Below are 20,557 nucleotides of genomic sequence, written 5' to 3'. Positions count from 1 at the left end.
CAGTGTAGGGCAAAAAAATGGCGGAGACTCCTCCGCCATTCTCTCGCTAAGCGCCAGCAACCAGGGTATTTGCTCAGCTGTTGTCGCTGATCAGCTTGCGTGCTGAATCAAGCAGCTCTTGGCCCTTGTAGCCTCGTCCATTCATTTCTTTAACCCATTGGGCGTCCAGATTGGCGGTGGCTTTTTTCCAGTTTTCCAGCTCGGATTTTGGAATGATGGTGATGGTCTGGTTGGCAGCCGCCTCAAACTTCTTTTTGCCTGGTGCATCGTTGCCCGCTTGGGTCTTACCCAAAAAGGCAGAGTAATCGCGACCAGAGTTTTTATCGATCACGGCCTGCAAATCTTTGGGTAGTGAGTCGTACTTGGCCTTATTCATGGGTACCACAAACACGGTTGTGTACAACGCGTTAAAGCTGGGGTCTGGCTCTGACGTGAAGTTGGTCAGTTCTTGCACACGCAAACCAGGTGCCACTTCGTAAGGAATCACCGCACCGTCGATCACGCCCTTGGACAAGGCCTCAGGAACGGCAGGCACTGGCATTGGCACCGGTGTTGCACCCAAGTCTTTCAACATTTGCGTGATCTGCTTGGTTGGGCCGCGCAGCTTTTTACCTTTGAAGTCGGCCAGTTTGGTGATGGGTGCGTCTTTTGTAAAGATGATGCCTGGGCCGTGTACGTGTACCGCCAGCAATTTCACGTCTTTGAATTCGTCTTGCGCGTACCGTTGCGCGTAGTCCCAAGCCGCTGCACTGGTGGCCTCAGCGTTGGTCATCATGAACGGCAGCTCAAATACTTGAATGCGTGAAAAGCGCGTGCCAGAGTAACCAGCCACTGTCCACACCACGTCTGCAATGCCGTCTTTGGCTTGGTCAAACAACTGTGGGGGAGAGCCGCCCAGCTGCATAGCTGGATAAATTTGGCAGTTCAAGCGTCCGCTGGAGTCCTTTTCAATGTTTTTACACCAGTCACCCAGCATGGTGGTGTGTTGAATGGACTGTGGGCCTAAAAAGTGATGCACTTTCAAGGTGATGGTTTCTGCGTGAGCGGCGGCTGCCGCTGCAATCACGGTGGCTGCGATCAGCGAATGCTTAAGTACTTTTTTCATGCAGCTTGTCTCCTGCTTGTGGTTGATGAAATCCAAACAAATAATAAACCGACCGAGCGGTCGGTGAATTGGTAGAAACCCATGGTTGTGTCACGCAGGTAGCACCGGTGGCAAGCCATACACAAGTACTTTAAGTGCGCGTTCTGGTTCAACGTCTGTGAATGCACTGGGGTTGGGCAAGCGTTGAAGCAGTTGCAGTTGTGGCGCCAGCTCTGCAACCTGGGTGGTTAAAAAAGCCGTATCCAGCTCTGGTGCGTTGAGACACAAAACAGCCACACCACCGCGGCGCACCAATTCAGGCAGGCGCCTTATCAACTTGGCGTAGTCTTTGGTGGCCACAAAGCTGCCTTTTTGAAAGCTGGGCGGGTCAATGACGACCAAATGGTAGGGCCCGGCACGGTTGACCTTGCCCCAAGTCTTGAAAATGTTGTGCGGCAAAAAGCTGGCCCCAGTATGCAGGCCGTTGATTTGGTGGTTGAGCTGGCCCAACGCCAGTGCGCCTGCGCTCATGTCCACGTTGGTGACATGCTTGGCTCCTGCGCGCAACGCGGCTACTGAAAACCCGCAGGTGTAGGCAAACAAGTTGAGTACTTTTAAAGACGGGTTGGGGTTCAGTGTGGCTGGGTGCTGCGATACCCAGTCAAACACCCATTGGCGCGCGTTGGCCATGTCTAAAAACAGGCCGTGGTTTTGGCCTTTGAGCACATGCACTTTAAACAGCGCACCATGCTCGCTCACGTGGTGAGGTTCAGGCACTGCGCCGGACATCAATTGCGTGTGTATAGGGTTGCTGCCCCGACACTGGAACACCCAATTCAGCGCTTGCCCAGCGGGCGCAATAGCGCCCCAGCGTTTGGCCAGTGCATCACCAATTTGCTGCAAACTGTGGTCATCTGCGGGTTTAAAGCTGGTGAGCAGCCACACGGGTGCAAACCAGTCCAGTGTCCATTGCTCACAGCCAGGGTAGCTGCCTCCGCGGCCATGAAACACGCGCTGTGCATTGGCTTGGTCGCTGGTATCTAAAGTTAGTGTTGCGATGGTATCGAGTAAGGCTTGCATGTGGCAGGCGAGTTGGCTGGTCGTTGCGGCTTTACATTCAAGCTCAGTAGCAGGATTGTATAGTACTATAGTAGTGATCTATGAATGCCAGCCAGCAGCCTAACGCACACCACCCCGACACCTTGTCCAAGTTGGGCATGCCTGTGCATTGGGATGCGCCAGCCAACGTGGTAGCGTTCATGACGCAGCGCCGTGGTGGCGTATCGCAACCGCCTTTTGACAGCCTGAACCTTGGCAATCACATAGGCGATGAGCCGAGTAGCTGCCTGGCCAACCGGCAGCTACTGGCGCAAGGCGTGGGCTTGAAGCCGTGCTTTATGCGTCAGGTACACGGCTTGCATGTGCACGTGTTGACTGAGCAAACGCTTGAGGACGATGTGCAAGCCGACGCCGTGGTGTGCGCCACGCCAGGTTTGGCGGCCACTGTAATGGTTGCAGATTGTTTGCCTGCGTTGTTCGCCCACAAGCGATTGCCCTTGGTGGGTGCTGCCCATGCCGGTTGGCGCGGTATGGCCGGTGGTGTATTGCAAGCCACATTGGCCGCCATGGCCCAGCAAGCACATTGCAGCGTGCCAGACTTGTGCCGCGAGTTGAGCGTGTGGCTGGGGCCTTGCATTGGTCCCCATGCGTTTGAGGTGGGCCCAGAGGTGCGCCACGCATTTGTAAATCAGCCTAACGTGTTTGCGCAGGCTTCAGATTGCTTTGTGCCACAAGTCAGGGCGGCGAGTAATGCGGCGACACCCAAGTATTGGGCCAACTTGCCCAAGTTGGCTGTGCAGTTGCTTCAAGGTTTGGGTGTGGAGCAGGTGCACGGCAACGACGCTACGCCGACTTGGTGCACCGTTGCCAACCCCGATTTGTATTTTTCGCACAGGCGAGACCATGCTGTGTTGGGCAGCAGTGGGCGCATGGCCGCGCTTATTGGTCTGGCGGGGTAGGCGGCGGGGCTTGGTTGCTGCGCTGTACTTTAGCCAATTCGTCGGCTTGTTGCTCTGCACGCCGCCTTGCTTCTTTCCTAGCAGGTGTACGCATGATGTACAAGACGATGGCCATAGGTAGTAACCCATAGAGCAAAAAGGTGACAATAGCGCCCAGGACTGATCCTTGTGCGTGAGTGGCTTCGGCCACCGCCATCATGACGGCGACATACATCCAAGCAATAATAATGATGTACATGCGGATTCAAATAAAAAATGGGTTGTCAGCATTTTGGAAGAACGCAAGCGTACATTCGTAAGCGGTGACAGTGGTTGGTAAATACTATTGAGCGAGTGTGGAGGCACCATGGATTCTCAGGCGAAATGGTTGGAGATGGCCAATCAGTGGCAACAAACCCTGGTGCAGCAATGGACTCAGATGGCCAATGCCGCCGGTGCAGCTGGTTCAGCTGAGGCCAACACAGCTGGCAACCCGTTTGCTGCGATGGCGCAAATGGGTATGGCGGGTATGCCCAACATGACCCCATCAGCAGCGGGTGGTCAAGCGCCATGGGCTGATATGGGTGCTGCCATGGCGTATTTGCAAGACGCATTTGGCAAAGACACCAGCCTGGACGCGTTACCCACCATAGACCCCGTCGCTTTGGTGAGCGTACAACACCAATACCAGCAAGACTTGCTGGCTTTGGCCCGTGACGGCCAGCTGGACAGCATGCAGCGCGACAAGCGCTTTTCAGCAGCAGACTGGCAAAGCAACGTGGCTGCCAAGCAAGCCGCGGCCACCTACCTGATCAATGCGCGAGTCTTGTTGGGCATGGCTGATGCAGTGGTGGGCACAGAGAAGGTCAAGGCCAAGGTGCGCTTTTATGTGCAGCAGTGGATAGACGCCAGCGCGCCAAGCAATTTCATGGCCTTCAACGCAGAAGCCCAGCGCCTGGCCATTGAGACCAAAGGCGAAAGCATTGCCAAGGGCATGCAAAACCTCATGGCCGATATGCGCCAAGGTCATGTGTCCATGACCGACGAGTCGGTGTTTGAGGTGGGGAAAAACGTGGCCACCAGCGAAGGCGCAGTGGTGTTTGAGAACGAGCTGTTCCAGCTTATTGAGTACAAGCCGCTCACGGCCAAGGTGTACGAGCGCCCGTTTTTGCTGGTGCCGCCGTGCATCAACAAGTTTTACATTTTAGATTTGCAGCCAGCAAACTCCCTGATTCGCTACGCCGTAGAGCAGGGCCACCGCACCTTTGTGGTGAGCTGGCGCAACCCGGATGAGTCGTTGAGCAACGCCACATGGGACGATTACATTGAAGATGCAGCCATCAAGGCCATCAATACGGTGCAAGACATTACGGGTGCACCCACCATCAACGCCTTGGGTTTTTGCGTAGGCGGCACCATTTTGAGCACCGCCATGGCTGTGTTGGCTGCCCGCGGCGAGAAGCCAGTCAATAGCGTCACGCTGCTCACCACCTTGCTGGATTTTTCAGATACAGGCGTGCTGGACGTGTTTATTGACGAGGCGTTTGTCAAAATGCGCGAGTTCCAGTTTGTGAAGGGCGGCTTGCTGCCTGGCGCTGACTTGGCCACAACCTTCTCGTTTTTGCGCCCCAACGACTTGGTGTGGAATTATGTAGTGGGCAACTACCTGAAGGGTGAGTCGCCCCCGCCGTTTGACCTGCTGTACTGGAACGGCGACGCCACCAATTTGCCAGGTCCTTTTTACGCTTGGTACTTGCGCAACACCTATCTAGAGAACCGGTTGGTCAATCCCAAGTCCACCATTGTGTGTGGCGAGTCTATTGACTTTAGGCAAGTCAAAGTGCCCGCCTACATTTACGGCTCACGTGAAGATCACATCGTGCCGATTGGCGGCGCATATGCCACCACACAGCACTGGGCTGGGCCCAAGCGCTTTGTGATGGGGGCTTCGGGCCATATTGCGGGGGTGATTAACCCGCCCTCAAAAGGCAAGCGCAGTCACTGGATAGGCTCTGACAAGACATTCCCTACTGATGTGCAAGACTGGATAGCCAAAGCCACAGAGCACAAGGGCAGCTGGTGGACAGACTGGTCGCAGTGGCTTCAAGCCAAGGCGGGCAAGCAAATAGCCGCACCCAACAGCTATGGCAAGCGTGGCCGCTACAAGGCCATAGAGCCAGCGCCAGGGCGCTACGTCAAGGTAAAAGCCAAGCAACCCACAAGCGTGTAGCTACCAAAGCACTGACAGACTGTTCACTTCTTATTTTCTTATTGTTTAAAAAGGACCAACACATGAAAGACGTTGTTATCGTTGCCGCCGCCCGCACAGCCGTGGGCAAGTTTGGTGGCTCACTGGCTGGTGTGCCCGCCACCGAGTTGGGCGCCGCGGTCATCAAGGATTTGATGCGTCGCACTGGTGTGGCGCCTGAGCAAATCGGTGAAGTCATCATGGGCCAAGTGCTTACTGCTGGCGTGGGTCAAAACCCAGCGCGTCAAGCCACGTTGAAAGCAGGCTTGCCCAAAGAGGTGCCAGCGCTGACCATCAACGCCGTGTGTGGCTCAGGACTCAAGGCTGTGATGCTCGCGGCGCAGGCCGTGGCTTGGGGTGACAGCGATATTGTGATTGCTGGCGGCCAGGAGAACATGAGTGCCAGCCCGCACGTGTTGCGCGGCTCCCGTGACGGCCAGCGCATGGGCGACTGGAAAATGGTGGACACCATGATCGTGGACGGCCTGTGGGACGTTTATAACCAATACCACATGGGCATTACTGCTGAAAACGTGGCCAAAGAAAGCGATATTTCGCGCGAGGCTCAAGACGCCTTGGCCTTGGCCAGCCAAACCAAGGCGCGTGCCGCCCAGGACGCTGGCAAGTTCAAAGATGAAATCGTGCCGGTGAGCATCCCCCAGCGCAAAGGGGACCCCATTGTGTTTGACACCGACGAGTTCATCAACCGCAAAACAGACGCCAACAGCCTGGCTGGCCTGCGCCCAGCGTTTGACAAGGCGGGTACTGTAACGGCGGGTAACGCATCAGGCATCAACGACGGTGCCGCAGCCGTCATGGTCATGAGCGCTGAGAAAGCCGCATCGCTGGGCCTAAAGCCTTTGGCGCGTATTGCAGGTTTTGCAACCAGTGGCCTAGACCCCGCCACCATGGGCATGGGCCCAGTGCCTGCTTCACGCAAAGCCCTGGCCAAAGCCGGCTGGGAAGTGGGCGATGTAGATGTGTTTGAGCTCAACGAAGCGTTTGCAGCCCAGGCTTGTGCCGTCAATAAAGCCCTGGAGATTGACCCAGCCAAGGTCAACCCCAACGGTGGCGCCATTGCAATTGGTCACCCCATCGGTGCGAGCGGCTGCCGCATTTTGGTGACTTTGCTGCACGAGATGCAGCGTGAAGACCACAAGAAAGGCTTGGCCGCATTGTGTATTGGCGGCGGCATGGGTGTGTCATTGGCCGTTGAGCGCGTTTGATTCGTTTCGTATTTATCAGTTAACAACAGGAGACAAGCATGAGTAAAAAAGTAGCGTACGTAACCGGTGGTATGGGAGGCATTGGAACCGCCATTTGCCAGCGCCTGCACGATGATGGTTTTACCGTGGTGGCAGGTTGCGGCCCAACCCGTGACTACACCAAGTGGTTAGACGAGCAAAACTGGGCTACACCTTTCATGCGTCCGCCGGCAACGTGGCTGAATGGGACTCAACGGTAGAGGCCTTTGCCAAAGCCAAGGCCGAGCATGGCCCCATCTCTGTGCTGGTGAACAACGCAGGCATCACGCGTGACCGCATGTTTTTAAAAATGACGCTGGAAGACTGGAATGCGGTCATTGCCACCAACCTGACGTCCATGTTTAACGTAACAAAGCAGGTGGTTGCCGACATGGTTGAGCAAGGCTTTGGCCGCATCATTCAGATTTCGTCTGTGAACGGCCAAAAAGGCCAAGCCGGTCAAACCAACTACTCGGCTGCCAAAGCGGGCATGCACGGCTTCACCATGGCATTGGCCCAAGAAATGGCCACCAAAGGCGTGACGGTCAACACAGTGAGCCCAGGCTATATCGGTACCGACATGGTTAACGCCATTCGCCCAGACGTGTTGGAGAAAATCGTGGGTACCGTACCCGTGAAGCGCCTGGGTAGGCCCTCCGAGATCGCCTCTATGGTGTCGTGGCTGGCGGGTGAAGAGTCTGGCTACTCAACAGGCGCTGACTTCTCTGTAAATGGTGGCTTGCATATTGGCTGATTGGCTTTCTGTGCGTTAGCGCATTCCCCTCACTGGCAGCTGGCTGGTGAGGGTTTTGTGTTGGCTGAGATAATGCTGCCATGTCTCGCCTAACTCCCAAAACCAGCATCGCCGTCTCGCACACACACAGTCCCTGGCGCGTCAGTGTGGCTCCCATGATGGACTGGACGGACAGGCATTGCCGCTATTTTCATCGCCTGCTGTCACAGCACACGTTGCTGTATACCGAGATGGTGACGACTGGCGCGGTGACGCATGGCGATGTGGGGCGGCACTTGCGTTTCAACGCCGAGGAGCACCCGGTGGCGCTGCAGTTGGGTGGCAGTGACCCGGCAGATTTGGCGCTAGCGGCCAAGCTAGGCCAACAGTGGGGCTATGACGAAGTCAATTTGAATTGCGGTTGCCCCAGTGATAGGGTGCAACGCGGCGCCTTTGGCGCATGCCTGATGGCCACACCGCAGCTGGTGGCCGATTGTGTCAAAGCCATGGTCGATGCGGTGGATGTGCCGGTTACGGTCAAACATCGCATTGGTATTGACCACGAGCAAAGCTACGACTTTGTGCGCGACTTTGTGGGCACGGTGGCGCTGGCCGGCTGCGAGGTGTTTACCGTGCACGCGCGCAACGCGTGGCTGCAAGGTCTGTCACCCAAACAAAACCGCGAAGTGCCCCCGCTGCGTTACGAGTTGGTGTCCCAGCTTAAAAAAGACTTTCCGCATCTGACCATTGCTATTAACGGCGGCATCACCACGTCTGAGCAAATGCACCAGCACCTGGCCACGGTTGACGGTGTGATGCTGGGCAGAGAGGCCTACTACAACCCGTGGCTCATGAGCACCTGGGACAGCGAGTTTTTTGGGCAGCCTGACAAAGGCCTAAGCCGCGAGGATGTCGAACTGGCCATGGTGGACTACATGGAGCGAGCCGCCCGAGAGGATGGCTGTCCTTGGTACGCCATTGCCCGGCATATGCTGGGTTTGCGCCACGGCTTGCGTGGTTCGCGTTACTGGCGGCAAGTGTGGAGCAACCACAAGCTAAAGCCACTGCCACCGCGCGAGGTGTGGGCCATGGCGCAAGAGTTTGTGGGCATGGAGCCGCAGTCGCCACCACGGGGCGCTACCAGACCAGAGCTGCAACAGCAGCCGTATTGTTAGGAGTTGTTTGACGTGCCTCAAGGCTTTCTTGAGGCAATTGCGTCAACATACGCCGTTTAGTAAATACATTTTAAAATTGCCACCGTGAAAAACATACTCAATATCGCCAGTTACAAGTTCGTGGACATTGTGGACCGTGAAGACTTGCGCGACACGCTCACGGCGCGTGCCCAGAAGGCCCAGTTGCGCGGCACCATTTTGCTGTCGCCAGAGGGCATCAATATGTTTTTGGCGGGTGAGCCCGATCTGTTGCGCGGTTTTCTTGAGCAGCTCAAGGCAGATGACCGATTTGCAGATCTGTACTGGAAAGAAAGCTGGAGTGAACGGCAGCCGTTTAGGCGTTTTTTGGTGAAGCTGAAAAACGAGATCATCCGCATGAACCACCCGGCCATTCAGCCAGCAGCCGGGCGTGCGCCTGGTGTTGAGCCCGCAGATCTCAAGCGGTGGTTAGACCAGGGCCATGATGACAATGGTAGGCCAGTGGTGATGCTGGATACGCGCAACGCCTTTGAGGTCGATTACGGCACCTTTGCCGGCGCTATTGATTGGCGTATCACCAAATTCACTGAGTTCCCAGCTGCGGTTGAGCAGCACCGCGCTGAGCTGCACGATAAAACCGTTGTGAGCTTTTGTACTGGAGGTATTCGTTGCGAAAAGGGCGCCATTCTCATGCGCGAGATGGGGCTGGACAACGTGCTGCAGCTGGAGGGCGGCATTCTTCAATACTTTGAAGATGTTGGCGGTGCGCATTACACCGGTGACTGTTTTGTGTTTGATGGGCGAGAAGCTTTGTCGCCAGATTTGCAGCCCAAGTCGGCCTATGACAGCGCCCGCGTATACGAAGACCCTGATTGGGACGCAAAGAAGGCACGTTGGGAAGCCGCGAATAAGAACAAGGCGGCTGCCTAAGCTTTTGTCGCAGCACGCAGGCGTTTATTGCGCTGCTGCCAAGCCGTTGTTGAAGTGCGTGCGCATGGCAGCGGCTGCGCCGTCAACGTCGCCAGCGCAAATTGCTTTTAATACAGCCTGGTGCTCTTGCAGCGACGCTTGTACCCGGCCCGCTTTGAACAGCGAGGTGTGCCGGTTGACCTTCATGACTTTGCGCAAGTCGTTCACCACCTGTATGCGCCAGCGGTTGTCGGCCAGCTCCAATATGCGCATGTGAAATTGCTCGTTGATTTCAAAAAACCGTCTAGTGTCCTTTGTGGCTTTGCCCAACTGGGCGTGCAAGGCCGTGAGTTCAGCCTTGGCTGTAGCATCAGCCGTGTTGGCCACCACACTTGCTGCGTCGCTTTCTAGCAAGGCCAGCAGTTCGTAGACTTGACGCAAGTCCTGCACAGACACCTCTGTGACGTAAGCGCCGCGGCGCACCTTCATGGTGACTATGCCCTCACTGGCCAACACTTTGAGCGCCTCGCGCAGCGGCGTTCGGCTAATACCCAGCTCTTCAGCAATACGCAGTTCGTCTATCCAGGCGCCTGGCTCCAGTTCGCGGTTGTAAATGCGCTGACGCAGCAACTCCGCTACGTCTAGGTAGAGGGCGCGTTGTTTGAGGGCAAGTGCGGACATAGGGAGCGAAAAAATGGCGATATCAGAGGGCAAGGTGCCGCCCAATCTTACACCAATCTTAATTTTGCATCAATAATTATGAATCATATAGAATCATGGCTGTTGCATTCGGCAATAGTTTTCAGGCCACAATGTGAGCTTGTTGCCATGCCATCACCTACACATTAGCAGTGCCATCATGACCAAGTCCACCGCCCCTATGCCTGAATTTAAAGCCGTCTCTATTGACGACTGGAAAGCCGCTGCAGCCAAGTCATTAAAGGGCAAGCCGTTGCACAGTTTGAACTGGACAACGCCAGAGGGTATTGAGGTCAAGCCTTTGTACACCGCAGCTGACGTGCAGAACTTGGCCTATGCCGATACATTGCCTGGCTTTGCCCCGTTTGTGCGTGGCCCTCAGGCCACCATGTACGCCGTACGTCCGTGGACCATCCGTCAATACGCAGGTTTTTCTACGGCTGCAGAGTCCAACGCTTTTTACAAGAAAGCCCTGGCTGCGGGCGGTCAAGGTGTGAGCGTGGCCTTTGACTTGGCTACGCACCGTGGCTACGACAGCGACCACCCACGCGTCACTGGCGATGTGGGCAAAGCCGGCGTAGCCATAGACAGCGTCGAAGACATGAAAGTGTTGTTTGACGGCATAGACCTAGGCCAAGTCAGCGTGTCCATGACCATGAACGGCGCGGTGTTGCCGGTGTTGGCCGGCTACGTGGTGGCGGCTGAAGAGCAGGGCGTGTCGCAAGACCAGCTGTCTGGCACCATACAAAATGACATTCTCAAAGAATTCATGGTGCGCAACACCTATATTTACCCGCCCAAGCCCAGTATGCGCATCATTGGCGACATCATTGCGCACACGGCAACGCATATGCCGCGTTTTAACTCCATCTCTATTTCTGGCTACCACATGCAAGAGGCCGGCGCCAACCAAGCGCTGGAAATGGCGTTTACCCTGGCAGACGGCGCGGAGTACGTGAAGACGGCGGTGGCCAAGGGCTTGAACGTAGACGACTTTGCGCCGCGTCTGAGCTTCTTCTGGGCGGTGGGTATGAACTTCTACCTGGAGATTGCCAAGATGCGCGCGGCGCGCTTGTTGTGGTGCCGCATCATGCAAGGCTTTGGTGCCACCAACCCCAAAAGCCTCATGTTGCGCACACATAGCCAGACATCTGGCTGGTCACTCACTGAACAAGACCCCTACAACAACGTGGTGCGTACCACGGTTGAGGCCATGGCCGCAGTGTTTGGGGGCACGCAAAGCTTGCACACCAACAGTTTTGACGAGGCCATTGCACTGCCTACAGAGTTTAGTTCGCGCATCGCACGCAACACGCAGCTCATCATTCAAGAAGAGACGCACATCACCAACGTGGTTGACCCGTGGGCAGGCTCTTACATGATGGAGTCGCTCACGCAAGAAATGGCTGACAAGGCTTGGGCCATTATTGAAGAAGTCAACGCCATGGGCGGTATGACGCAAGCCGTGGACAGCGGCTGGGCCAAGCTCAAAATTGAGGCCAGTGCGGCTGAGAAGCAAGCGCGCATTGACTCTGGCAAAGACGTTATTGTGGGCGTGAACAAATACAAGCTGGCCAAGGAAGATGCAGTCGATACGCTAGACATTGACAACGTGAAAGTGCGCGACCAACAAATTGCGCAACTCAAGGTCATCAGGGCCAAGCGCGACAGCGCTGCCGTTGCCAACGCCTTAAAAGCACTCACCCAGGCGGCAGACACTGGTGAGGGCAACTTGTTGGCTTTGGCCATTGATGCCATGCGCTTGCGCGCCACCGTGGGCGAGGTGAGCGATGCGTTAGAGGAAGTTTATGGCCGCCACCGTGCGGATACGCAAAAGGTGACGGGTGTGTACGCTGCTGCTTACGATTCAGCCGAGGGCTGGGATGCGCTGAAAGCCGAGATCAACCAATTCGGCATAGACCATGGCCGTCGCCCCCGCGTGATGATCGCCAAGCTGGGCCAAGACGGCCATGACCGTGGCGCCAAAGTGGTGGCCACAGCCTTTGCTGACCTGGGTTTTGACGTGGACATGGGTCCACTGTTTCAAACCCCCGAAGAATGTGCGCGTCAAGCCATCGAAAACGACGTGCACGCATTGGGTGTGTCCACGCTGGCAGCGGGCCACAAGACACTGGTGCCCGCCATTATTGAAGAGCTCAAGCGCCAGGGCGCTGATGACATCATTGTGTTTGTGGGCGGCGTGATACCGCGCAAAGACTACGACATGCTGTACGAGGCCGGCGTTAAAGGTATTTATGGCCCGGGCACGCCTATACCGGCCAGCGCCAAAGACGTGCTTGAGAACATCAAACGCGCTGTGGCCTAAGCACTGGGCAAGCTAGCAAATCCATCTGTCTATGACTGCGTTGTTAAGCACCATTGTGAGCGGCGAGCCTATGGCGCAGCGCCGCGCCATGGCCAAGGCTATTACGCTGCTGGAGTCCACACGCGCCGACCACAGGTTGGTGGCTGACGACTTGCTCACCAGCTTGTTGCCGCATACAGGCAAGGCCATGCGCATTGGCTTGAGTGGTGTGCCGGGTGTTGGTAAAAGTACATTCATTGAAGCGCTTGGCCTGCACCTTATTGCGCAAGGTCACCGCGTGGCAGTGCTGGCCATTGACCCCTCGTCTACCGTGTCTGGTGGCAGCATCCTGGGGGACAAAACCCGTATGGAGCACTTGTCTGTGCATGGGCAGGCTTTCATCAGGCCCAGTCCGTCCAGTGGCACGCTAGGCGGTGTAACCGAAAAAACCCGCGAAGCCATGTTGGTGTGTGAGGCCGCAGGCTACGACGTGGTGATTGTCGAAACAGTGGGCGTTGGCCAAAGTGAGACGGCTGTGGCCAGCATGACCGATATGTTTGTGCTGTTGCAGCTGCCCAATGCGGGTGATGATTTGCAAGCCATTAAAAAAGGCGTGATGGAGTTGGCCGACTTGGTGGTCATCAACAAGGCCGACATTGATGCCAATGCAGCCACGCGCGCTGAGGCACAAATCAGCAGCGCCTTGCGTTTGTTTGGCCTGCACGGCAACCCTGACAATGTGCACCACAATGAGCAACAGTGGCACGCCACAGTGATGCAACTAAGTGCACTATTGGGCACAGGCATAGCAGACTTTTGGGCGCATGTGCAGGACTTTAAAAACAAGCAAACGCTTGGCGGGCGCTTTGCAAGACGCCGCGCGACCCAGGCCAAGGCGTGGATGTGGGAGCGCATACAAAGTGGCTTGGTGCAGGCTTTTAAAACCCATCCCAATGTGGGCGCACAACTTGACGGCTTAACGGCCGCCGTATTGCAAGGCACAGTGCCTGCGTCGGTGGCAGCCAGACAATTATTGGCAGCCGCGTCCAGCGCACACGCAGCCACAAACAGCAACGAACTTTGACAAAAAAGGAAGTCACAACATGCAAACCATTGTTGAACAACTAGAACGCGCACGCGAATCTGCACGCCAAGGTGGCGGCGAAAAGCGCATTGCTGCGCAACACGGCAAAGGCAAACTCACCGCGCGTGAGCGCCTTGAGGTGTTGCTGGATGCGGGCACCTTTGAAGAATGGGACATGTTTGTAGAGCACCGCTGCACAGACTTTGGCATGCAGGACAACAAAATCCCAGGCGATGGCGTGGTCACTGGCTACGGCATGATCAACGGGCGCTTGGTGTTTGTGTACAGCCAGGACTTCACCGTGTTTGGTGGTGCCTTGTCTGAGGCGCATGCCGAGAAAATTTGCAAAATCATGGACCAGGCCATGAAGGTAGGCGCGCCCGTGATTGGCCTAAACGACTCGGGCGGCGCACGTATTCAAGAGGGTGTGGCCTCATTGGGTGGCTACGCCGAGGTGTTTCAGCGCAACGCCATGGCCAGCGGTGTGGTGCCGCAAATCTCCATGATCATGGGCCCATCAGCTGGTGGTGCGGTGTACAGCCCCGCCATGACCGACTTCATCTTTATGGTGAAAGACAGCTCATACATGTTTGTAACGGGCCCAGAGGTGGTTAAGACCGTCACCCACGAAACCGTAACGGCTGAAGAGCTGGGCGGTGCGCTGACGCACACCACCAAAAGCGGCGTGGCCGATATGGCCTTTGAGAACGACGTGGAAGCGTTGTTAATGCTGCGCCGCCTGTACAACTACCTGCCGTTGTCCAACCGCGAGAAAGCGCCAGTGCGCCCCAGCGGAGACCCCGCCGACCGCCAAATTGAAAGCCTGGACACCCTGGTGCCAGACAACCCCAACAAAGCCTACGACATGCTGGAGCTCATCACCAAGGTGGTGGACGATGGCGACTTCTTTGAATTGCAGCCAGACTACGCCGCCAACATCATCATTGGTTTTGCGCGCATGGACGGCCAAACCGTTGGCGTGGTGGCCAACCAACCGTTGGTGTTGGCGGGTTGCCTAGACATCAAGAGCTCTATCAAGGCGGCGCGTTTTGTGCGCTTCTGTGATGCATTTAATATCCCCTTGCTCACCTTTGTAGACGTGCCAGGCTTTATGCCAGGCACCAGCCAGGAGTTTGGCGGCATCATCAAGCACGGCGCCAAGTTGTTGTACGCCTATGCTGAAGCCACGGTGCCCAAAATCACCGTTATCACCCGCAAGGCCTACGGCGGCGCCTACGACGTGATGGCATCCAAGCATTTGCGTGGTGATGTGAACTTTGCCTGGCCCAACGCTGAGATTGCTGTGATGGGGGCCAAGGGCGCCGTTGAAATTATCTTCCGCGAAGACAAAGGCGATCCAGACAAGCTCGCGGCCAAAGAGGCCGAGTACAAAGCCCGCTTTGCCAACCCGTTTGTAGCCGCAAGCCGTGGCTACATAGACGACGTGATACTGCCGCACAACACGCGCAAGCGCATTTGCCGCAGCCTGGTCATGCTCAAGGACAAGAAGGTTGAAAACCCTTGGCGCAAGCACGGCAACATTCCGCTGTAAGCCCAAGCGCTGCCACGTCAACCTATTCGGAGAAGAACAATATGTTTACCAAAATCTTGATCGCCAACCGCGGCGAAATTGCGTGCCGCGTGATTGCAACGGCCAAAAAAATGGGCATTGCCACCGTGGCGGTGTACTCAGACGCCGACAAAGATGCGCGCCACGTGCAAATGGCAGATGAGGCCGTGCGCATTGGCACGCCGCCCAGCCGTGAGAGCTACCTGTTGGCCGATGTGATCATCAAGGCCTGTCAAGACACAGGCGCACAGGCCGTGCACCCAGGCTATGGTTTCTTGAGTGAGAACGAGGCGTTTTCAAAAGCGGTAGAAGAGCAGGGCATTGCCTTTATTGGGCCTAAACACCACGCCATTGCTGCCATGGGTGACAAGATTGCGTCCAAAAAATTAGCCATGGCGGCAGGTGTAAACACCATTCCTGGTTGGAACGATGCCATTGAGTCACCCGAGCGCGCGGTTGAAATTGCCAAAGATATTGGCTATCCCGTGATGATCAAAGCCAGTGCTGGCGGCGGTGGCAAGGGTTTGCGCGTGGCCTTTAATGACAAGGAAGCCTTGGAGGGCTTTACGGCTTGCCAAAATGAGGCGCGTAACAGCTTTGGCGACGACCGCATTTTCATTGAAAAATTTGTACAAGAGCCGCGCCATATCGAGATTCAGGTGGTGGGTGACTCGCAGGGCAATGTGGTTTATCTGAATGAGCGCGAGTGCTCTATACAGCGCCGTCATCAAAAAGTCATTGAGGAAGCGCCGTCGCCTTTTATCAACGACGCCACGCGCAAGGCCATGGGCGAGCAGGCCGTGGCCCTGGCCAAAGCGGTGGACTATCAAAGCGCTGGCACCGTGGAGTTTGTGGTTGGTAAAGATCAGGACTTTTACTTTCTTGAAATGAATACCCGCTTGCAAGTAGAGCACCCGGTGACCGAGTGCATTACTGGCCTGGACTTGGTAGAGCTGATGATTCGTGTGGCAGCAGGTGAGCCCTTGCCCATTACGCAAGCCGATGTCAAGCGCGACGGCTGGGCCATTGAGTGCCGCATCAATGCGGAAGACCCTTTCCGCAACTTTTTGCCCAGCACTGGCCGCTTGGTGAAATTTTCGCCGCCTGCGCAAACCATGTGGCAAAGCGACACGCAAGCCAAGCTGGGCGTGCGTGTAGATACGGGTGTGTTTGATGGCGGAGAAATCCCCATGTACTACGACTCCATGATTGCCAAACTCATCGTGCACGGCGTTGACAGAGCCGATGCGATTGAAAAAATGCGCGAGGCACTCAATGGTTTTGTCATTCGTGGTGTCAGCAGCAACATCCCGTTTCAGTCGGCTTTGCTTGCACACAGGAAGTTCGTAAGCGGTGACTTCAACACCGGCTTTATTGCTGAACACTACGCCCATGGCTTTAAAGCCGAAGACGTGCCGCACGACGACCCCAACTTTTTAGTGGCTGTGGCGGCCTTTGTGCGCCGCAAGTCGCGTGAGCGCACCTCGCACCTCACTGGCCAGCTGCCAGGCTACGGTGTTGACGTCGGCAGCGACTACGCAGCCATCGTTTTAGATAGCGCGGGCAAGCATCGCACAGTGCCTGTGCACGTAGATGAAGTAACGGGTGAGTTGGGTGTGGCCCAAGTCACGATTGACGGCAAAACCTATGCCATGAGCTCCGATTCGCGCATCAGCGATGGCCTTATTACTGGCTTTTGCAATGAGCTGGCGTTTACCGCTCAAGTGGACCGAGGCAGTAAGCGCAACCCGCTGGCGTTGGTGGTACAGCACAACGGCACCAAAATTGAAGTCATGGTGGTGTCGCCGCGTATGGCTGAGTTGCACGCCATGATGCCGTTCAAGGCGCCGCCAGACTTAAGCAAATACGTGTTGTCACCCATGCCCGGTTTGTTGATAGACGTGGCCGTTAAGGTGGGGCAAAAAGTACAAGCTGGTGAGCGCGTTGCCGTGATCGAGGCCATGAAGATGGAGAACGTCTTGTTTGCTGCTGCCGATGGCGTGGTGAGCAAGGTGGTGGCCGCTGTGGGCGAGTCGCTGGTTGTTGACCAATCCATTGTCGAGTTTGAATAAGGCCACAGTTATGACCTCCGCGCAGCCCCGCCCGTTTAAGGTACTTGGTATTCAGCAGATCGCCATTGGCGCCCTGGACAAGGCCAAGCTGCGCACCTTGTGGGTGGATATGCTGGGTCTTGAGGTGACGGGCAATTTTCAAAGTGAGCGTGAAAACGTTGACGAGGACATATGCGCCATGGGCGCAGGCGCCTTCAAAGTTGAGGTGGACCTCATGCAGCCCATTGACCCTCATAAAAAACCTGCAGTGCACGCCACAGCCCTCAACCACGTTGGCTTGTGGATTGACGACTTGCCCAAGGCCGTTGAGTGGCTGACAGCCCAGGGCGTTCGCTTTGCACCAGGCGGCATACGCCCAGGTGCAGCTGGGTTTGATATCTGTTTCTTGCACCCCAAAGCCAACGAGGAATATCCCATAGCGGGTGAAGGGGTGTTGATAGAACTGGTGCAAGCGCCGCAAACGGTGGTGCAGGCGTTTGCAGCCTTGGCCGCAAACCCCAGCTAGCGCGCTGAAAAAGCGCAGGCGCGCCGGTCAGGGCAGTGTTGGGATGCAGCGCTGAGTCGCCGGCATAACATGCGCCCTTCATGCGCTGCGGCACTGATTTGGCTACACTAACCAGCTATAACTCTTTTTAAAGTGCCATCCCCCTGCAACCGTGTCTGCCTCGGTTGCCATTATTTTTACCCCTTAGCTGCCATGGACACCCATAACAATTCCCCACGCACGCCGCGCGCGCACAATTCTTTTGGCAGCCACCAGCAGCCCCGTCATACGCTGCCCACTTGCGTGGCCTTGGTGGACGCGCGCTTTTTAGCCTGGCTAACCGGTGCGGGCAGTGGCAAGGCGAATTACAACCGTAATGCAGTGTCTGCTTTGTTGTCACAGGCGTTGCCCGCAGCGGGTGTGTACGCCCAGTTGGTGCGCACTTACTGGTATTCAGAGCTTGACGACAATGCGCTGGTAGATGATCAGTGTTTGCGTTTGGTGGCTGCTGATATGGCAGACGAGGGCGGCCCTGTCTTGGCCGCCATGTTGCGCGATTTAGAGGCGCTTAGCACCAATAACGCCTGCGTGCATGTATTGATTGCGTCTGATGACGAGCGCTTGATTGGTGCGATTGACGCTGCGCGTTTGCGTGGTGTGCGTGTGCACTTGCTGTGCGACGAAAGCGTGCACCAGTTTTACAAGCTGCAGCAGTCTGACCCGGACTGGTCGCGCTTGTTGCGTGCAGCCGATAGACGTGTGGTTGTTACCAGCTCTGAGCTGAGTGCTGCCATGGGCGAGGGCCGCTCGCATAGCCACAGTCAAAGCCGTGTGGACCACGCCCAGCCTGCAGGTGACGCGCGCGTCACCATGCAGGCGGTGGTGGATGCGTGGTGGGATAAGTCTGATAGCTATGAGCGTGATGACTTAAAGGAACTGGTGCCGCAGTCTCGTGGCTTGCCACAAGAAATTGACCGCAGCTTGTTGGCCGCTGGCCGGGATGCGCTGCACAGGCCTTTGACCACTGGCGAGCGCCATTTGCTGCGTCAAATGGCAAGAGACCGTGTGCTTGGCGAACACACAGCACCAGTTGCCACGCAGGCGACAGACGCGCACGCTTGAACAGCGCGCGCAGGTGGGGCGGCTTGGGCTTACTGAGCCGACCAACCGCCGTCCATTTGCCATGCCACGCCACGGATGTTGTTGCTAGCTGGTCCGCACAAAAATACGGCCAGGTCGCCCAATTCTTCTGGCGTGGTGAACTGCATAGACGGTTCTTTTTCAGCCAGCAAACTACGCTTGGCCTCTTCGTTGGAGATACCCAGCGATTGGGCGCGTGCGTCAACCTGCTTTTGTACCAGCGGCGTGAGCACCCAGCCTGGGCAAATCGCATTGCAGGTCACGCCAGTGGTGGCGTTTTCAAGCGCCGTGACTTTGGTCAAGCCCACAATGCCGTGCTTGGCCGCCACATAGGCTGACTTTTGAGCGGAGCCCACCAAACCATGTACCGATGCAATGTTGATGATGCGTCCCCAGTTGGCCTGCTGCATGGCGGGTAACGCCAGACGGCTGGTGTGAAAAGCGCTGCTCAAGTTGATGGCAATCACCGCATCCCAACGCTCGGCAGGGAAGTCTTGCACGGTAGCGACGTGCTGATGCCGGCGTTGTTGACCAACACATCGCAACGACCAAAGCGTTTGGCGGTAGCTGCCATCAGCGCTTCGATTTCATCGGGTTTGCTCATGTCTGCACCGTGGTAGTCGACTTGCACGCCCATGGCGGCAATCTCGTCATGGGCGGCTTGGTACTCGCCAAACCCGTTGAGCATGATGTTGGCGCCCTGAGCCGCCAGCTTTTTTGCAATACCCAGGCCAATACCGCTGGTTGAGCCTGTCACTAGGGCTGTTTTGCCCACCAAAGATTGCGTGTTGTTGGTCATGGGGTACGTCTATTCCAGTACGATGTGAATAAGGACTGCATCGAAACATTCGCTGCTGCTGCCACTTATTATCTCCATGGACTTGGTATGTCGCTGACACCCACATTACTGTATGTAGACAACTTGCCAGCGGCATCTCTGCGGGCCGAGACGCATCGCATGGCCTATTGGTTGTGGCAAAGCCCGCAGTGCGCCAACCCGCAGCACGCAGTGCTTTGTGTGCACGGCCTTACGCGTCAAGGGCGCGACTTTGATGCGTTGGCGCAAGACCTGGCACAACACGTCACCGTGGTGTGTACCGACGTGGTGGGGCGTGGCCAAAGCGACTGGCTGGCTGACGCCTCGCTGTACGGCGTGCCGACTTATGCGGGCGACCACATGGGCTTGATTGCACAACTCAAAGCGCAGCATGGCATTGCCACCCTGGACTGGGTAGGCACAAGCATGGGGGGACTCATTGGCATGGCGGTGTCGTCGTTGCCAGACGGTGTGTTGGCCTTGCCCATTCGCAAGCTGGTACTCAACGATGTAGGACCAGCACTGAGCTTTGAGGGCCTGGCGCGTATTGGGCAGTACGTGGGTAAATCCAAGCCATTTGAGTCTGTTCAGGCGGCAGCCGACGCCATGTGGGCACTATCCAGTGGTTTTGGCCCACACACGCCAGAGCAGTGGCTGGCGCTGTCAAAACCCATGGTGGTGCAGCGCGACGGTCAGTTTGTGCTGCACTACGACCCCAGTATTGCCAAAGCGTTTGAGAGCTTGTCTGCGCCGGGCGCGCAGGCCTTGGTAGAGCAAGGTGAGGCCGCGTTGTGGGCCGCCTATGACGCTATACGCGCGCCCACATTGCTGCTGCGCGGCGCCAGTTCTGACCTGCTCAGCGCACAAACTGCGCAAGCCATGTGCCAGCGTGGACCTAAAGCCACACTGCACGTATTCGAGGGCGTGGGTCATGCACCCACCTTGATTGCGCCAGACCAACAAACGGTCGTGCGTAACTTTTTGTTGGAGTGCGAATGAGCGTTGCCAAGGGCTCAT

General features: G+C 56.5%; 15 protein-coding genes and 3 pseudogenes. 13 read left to right on the top strand and 5 right to left on the bottom strand.

Features of this window, described 5'->3' with window-relative positions; translation table 11 throughout:
* Positions 1–73: 73 nt before the first annotated feature.
* Together LN050_04105 and LN050_04100 are read right to left on the bottom strand one after the other, a co-directional pair.
* On the bottom strand, positions 74–1,105 hold the full coding sequence (locus tag LN050_04105; GenBank protein ID UFS57018.1) for a TRAP transporter substrate-binding protein: 1,032 nt from the start codon (positions 1,103–1,105) through the stop codon (positions 74–76).
* Between the two features lie 90 nt (positions 1,106–1,195).
* Positions 1,196–2,164: a class I SAM-dependent methyltransferase gene (locus LN050_04100; protein UFS57017.1), complete on the bottom strand. Its 969-nt coding sequence runs from the start codon at positions 2,162–2,164 to the stop codon at positions 1,196–1,198.
* An 80-nt stretch (positions 2,165–2,244) separates the two neighbouring features.
* Between LN050_04100 and pgeF the strand changes: the two genes are divergently transcribed.
* Complete coding sequence (gene pgeF, locus LN050_04095; GenBank protein ID UFS57016.1) at positions 2,245–3,102, top strand: peptidoglycan editing factor PgeF; 858 nt, start codon at positions 2,245–2,247, stop codon at positions 3,100–3,102.
* 49 nt (positions 3,103–3,151) lie between these two features.
* Here the strand turns inward: pgeF and LN050_04090 are convergent.
* A pseudogene (locus LN050_04090) lies at positions 3,152–3,340 on the bottom strand (hypothetical protein).
* A 321-nt stretch (positions 3,341–3,661) separates the two neighbouring features.
* Between LN050_04090 and phaC the strand changes: the two are divergent.
* From phaC to LN050_04065, 5 genes and pseudogenes are all read left to right on the top strand, one after another.
* A complete protein-coding gene (gene phaC / locus LN050_04085) occupies positions 3,662–5,311 on the top strand; it encodes a class I poly(R)-hydroxyalkanoic acid synthase (GenBank protein ID UFS57311.1) in 1,650 nt (549 codons plus the stop codon).
* 62 nt (positions 5,312–5,373) lie between these two features.
* Positions 5,374–6,555: an acetyl-CoA C-acetyltransferase gene (locus tag LN050_04080; GenBank protein ID UFS57015.1), complete on the top strand. Its 1,182-nt coding sequence runs from the start codon at positions 5,374–5,376 to the stop codon at positions 6,553–6,555.
* 38 nt (positions 6,556–6,593) lie between these two features.
* A pseudogene (phbB, locus tag LN050_04075) lies at positions 6,594–7,327 on the top strand (acetoacetyl-CoA reductase).
* Between the two features lie 155 nt (positions 7,328–7,482).
* Positions 7,483–8,481, top strand: a complete 999-nt coding sequence (gene dusA / locus LN050_04070) for a tRNA dihydrouridine(20/20a) synthase DusA (GenBank protein UFS57310.1) — start codon at positions 7,483–7,485, stop codon at positions 8,479–8,481.
* An 84-nt stretch (positions 8,482–8,565) separates the two neighbouring features.
* Positions 8,566–9,390 (top strand): sulfurtransferase, encoded by an 825-nt coding sequence (locus tag LN050_04065; protein ID UFS57014.1) that lies wholly within the window; start codon positions 8,566–8,568, stop codon positions 9,388–9,390.
* A gap of 24 nt (positions 9,391–9,414) precedes the next feature.
* On the opposite strand, the gene LN050_04060 is transcribed toward LN050_04065, so the two are convergent.
* Positions 9,415–10,050, bottom strand: coding sequence for a GntR family transcriptional regulator (locus LN050_04060; GenBank protein ID UFS57013.1), 636 nt, complete (start codon positions 10,048–10,050; stop codon positions 9,415–9,417).
* Between the two features lie 178 nt (positions 10,051–10,228).
* On the opposite strand from LN050_04060, the gene scpA reads away from it, so the two are divergent.
* The 6 genes from scpA (at position 10,229) to LN050_04030 (ending at position 18,705) form a co-directional block, all read left to right on the top strand.
* Positions 10,229–12,394 (top strand): methylmalonyl-CoA mutase, encoded by a 2,166-nt coding sequence (gene scpA, locus LN050_04055; GenBank protein ID UFS57012.1) that lies wholly within the window; start codon positions 10,229–10,231, stop codon positions 12,392–12,394.
* Positions 12,395–12,425: 31 nt separating this feature from the next.
* Complete coding sequence (gene meaB / locus LN050_04050) at positions 12,426–13,457, top strand: methylmalonyl Co-A mutase-associated GTPase MeaB (protein UFS57011.1); 1,032 nt, start codon at positions 12,426–12,428, stop codon at positions 13,455–13,457.
* Between the two features lie 19 nt (positions 13,458–13,476).
* Entirely contained in the window at positions 13,477–15,009 is a 1,533-nt protein-coding gene (locus LN050_04045; GenBank protein UFS57010.1) for an acyl-CoA carboxylase subunit beta, read from the top strand.
* A gap of 41 nt (positions 15,010–15,050) precedes the next feature.
* Positions 15,051–17,099, top strand: coding sequence for an acetyl/propionyl/methylcrotonyl-CoA carboxylase subunit alpha (locus LN050_04040; protein ID UFS57009.1), 2,049 nt, complete (start codon positions 15,051–15,053; stop codon positions 17,097–17,099).
* Between the two features lie 10 nt (positions 17,100–17,109).
* Entirely contained in the window at positions 17,110–17,604 is a 495-nt protein-coding gene (locus tag LN050_04035; protein ID UFS57008.1) for a VOC family protein, read from the top strand.
* A 192-nt stretch (positions 17,605–17,796) separates the two neighbouring features.
* The gene (locus LN050_04030; GenBank protein ID UFS57007.1) at positions 17,797–18,705 is read left to right on the top strand and encodes a hypothetical protein; all 909 of its coding nucleotides are present in this window, start codon (positions 17,797–17,799) and stop codon (positions 18,703–18,705) included.
* Between the two features lie 29 nt (positions 18,706–18,734).
* Here LN050_04030 and LN050_04025 read toward each other — a convergent pair.
* A pseudogene (locus LN050_04025) lies at positions 18,735–19,522 on the bottom strand (3-hydroxybutyrate dehydrogenase).
* Between the two features lie 159 nt (positions 19,523–19,681).
* Between LN050_04025 and LN050_04020 the strand changes: the two are divergent.
* Positions 19,682–20,539 (top strand): alpha/beta hydrolase, encoded by an 858-nt coding sequence (locus tag LN050_04020; protein UFS57309.1) that lies wholly within the window; start codon positions 19,682–19,684, stop codon positions 20,537–20,539.
* Positions 20,540–20,557: the final 18 nt, after the last annotated feature.

It is taken from the genome of Comamonadaceae bacterium M7527 (genome assembly GCA_021044545.1).
GTDB lineage: Bacteria > Pseudomonadota > Gammaproteobacteria > Burkholderiales > Burkholderiaceae_C > RS62.
The sequence above is the reverse complement of the archived record's forward strand: the minus strand, read 5'-3'. Positions and strand labels throughout refer to the sequence as shown.

What these genes read in the sequence shown, in the direction of transcription:
- LN050_04105 (UFS57018.1), bottom strand. Translation starts at nt 1,105, where the DNA reads ATGAAAAAAGTACTTAAGCATTCGCTGATCGCAGCCACCGTGATTGCA.
- LN050_04100 (UFS57017.1), bottom strand. Translation starts at nt 2,164, where the DNA reads ATGCAAGCCTTACTCGATACCATCGCAACACTAACTTTAGATACCAGC.
- pgeF (UFS57016.1), top strand. Translation starts at nt 2,245, where the DNA reads ATGAATGCCAGCCAGCAGCCTAACGCACACCACCCCGACACCTTGTCC.
- phaC (UFS57311.1), top strand. Translation starts at nt 3,662, where the DNA reads ATGGGTGCTGCCATGGCGTATTTGCAAGACGCATTTGGCAAAGACACC.
- LN050_04080 (UFS57015.1), top strand. Translation starts at nt 5,374, where the DNA reads ATGAAAGACGTTGTTATCGTTGCCGCCGCCCGCACAGCCGTGGGCAAG.
- dusA (UFS57310.1), top strand. Translation starts at nt 7,483, where the DNA reads ATGATGGACTGGACGGACAGGCATTGCCGCTATTTTCATCGCCTGCTG.
- LN050_04060 (UFS57013.1), bottom strand. Translation starts at nt 10,050, where the DNA reads ATGTCCGCACTTGCCCTCAAACAACGCGCCCTCTACCTAGACGTAGCG.
- scpA (UFS57012.1), top strand. Translation starts at nt 10,229, where the DNA reads ATGACCAAGTCCACCGCCCCTATGCCTGAATTTAAAGCCGTCTCTATT.
- meaB (UFS57011.1), top strand. Translation starts at nt 12,426, where the DNA reads ATGACTGCGTTGTTAAGCACCATTGTGAGCGGCGAGCCTATGGCGCAG.
- LN050_04045 (UFS57010.1), top strand. Translation starts at nt 13,477, where the DNA reads ATGCAAACCATTGTTGAACAACTAGAACGCGCACGCGAATCTGCACGC.
- LN050_04040 (UFS57009.1), top strand. Translation starts at nt 15,051, where the DNA reads ATGTTTACCAAAATCTTGATCGCCAACCGCGGCGAAATTGCGTGCCGC.
- LN050_04035 (UFS57008.1), top strand. Translation starts at nt 17,110, where the DNA reads ATGACCTCCGCGCAGCCCCGCCCGTTTAAGGTACTTGGTATTCAGCAG.
- LN050_04030 (UFS57007.1), top strand. Translation starts at nt 17,797, where the DNA reads ATGGACACCCATAACAATTCCCCACGCACGCCGCGCGCGCACAATTCT.
- LN050_04020 (UFS57309.1), top strand. Translation starts at nt 19,682, where the DNA reads ATGGCCTATTGGTTGTGGCAAAGCCCGCAGTGCGCCAACCCGCAGCAC.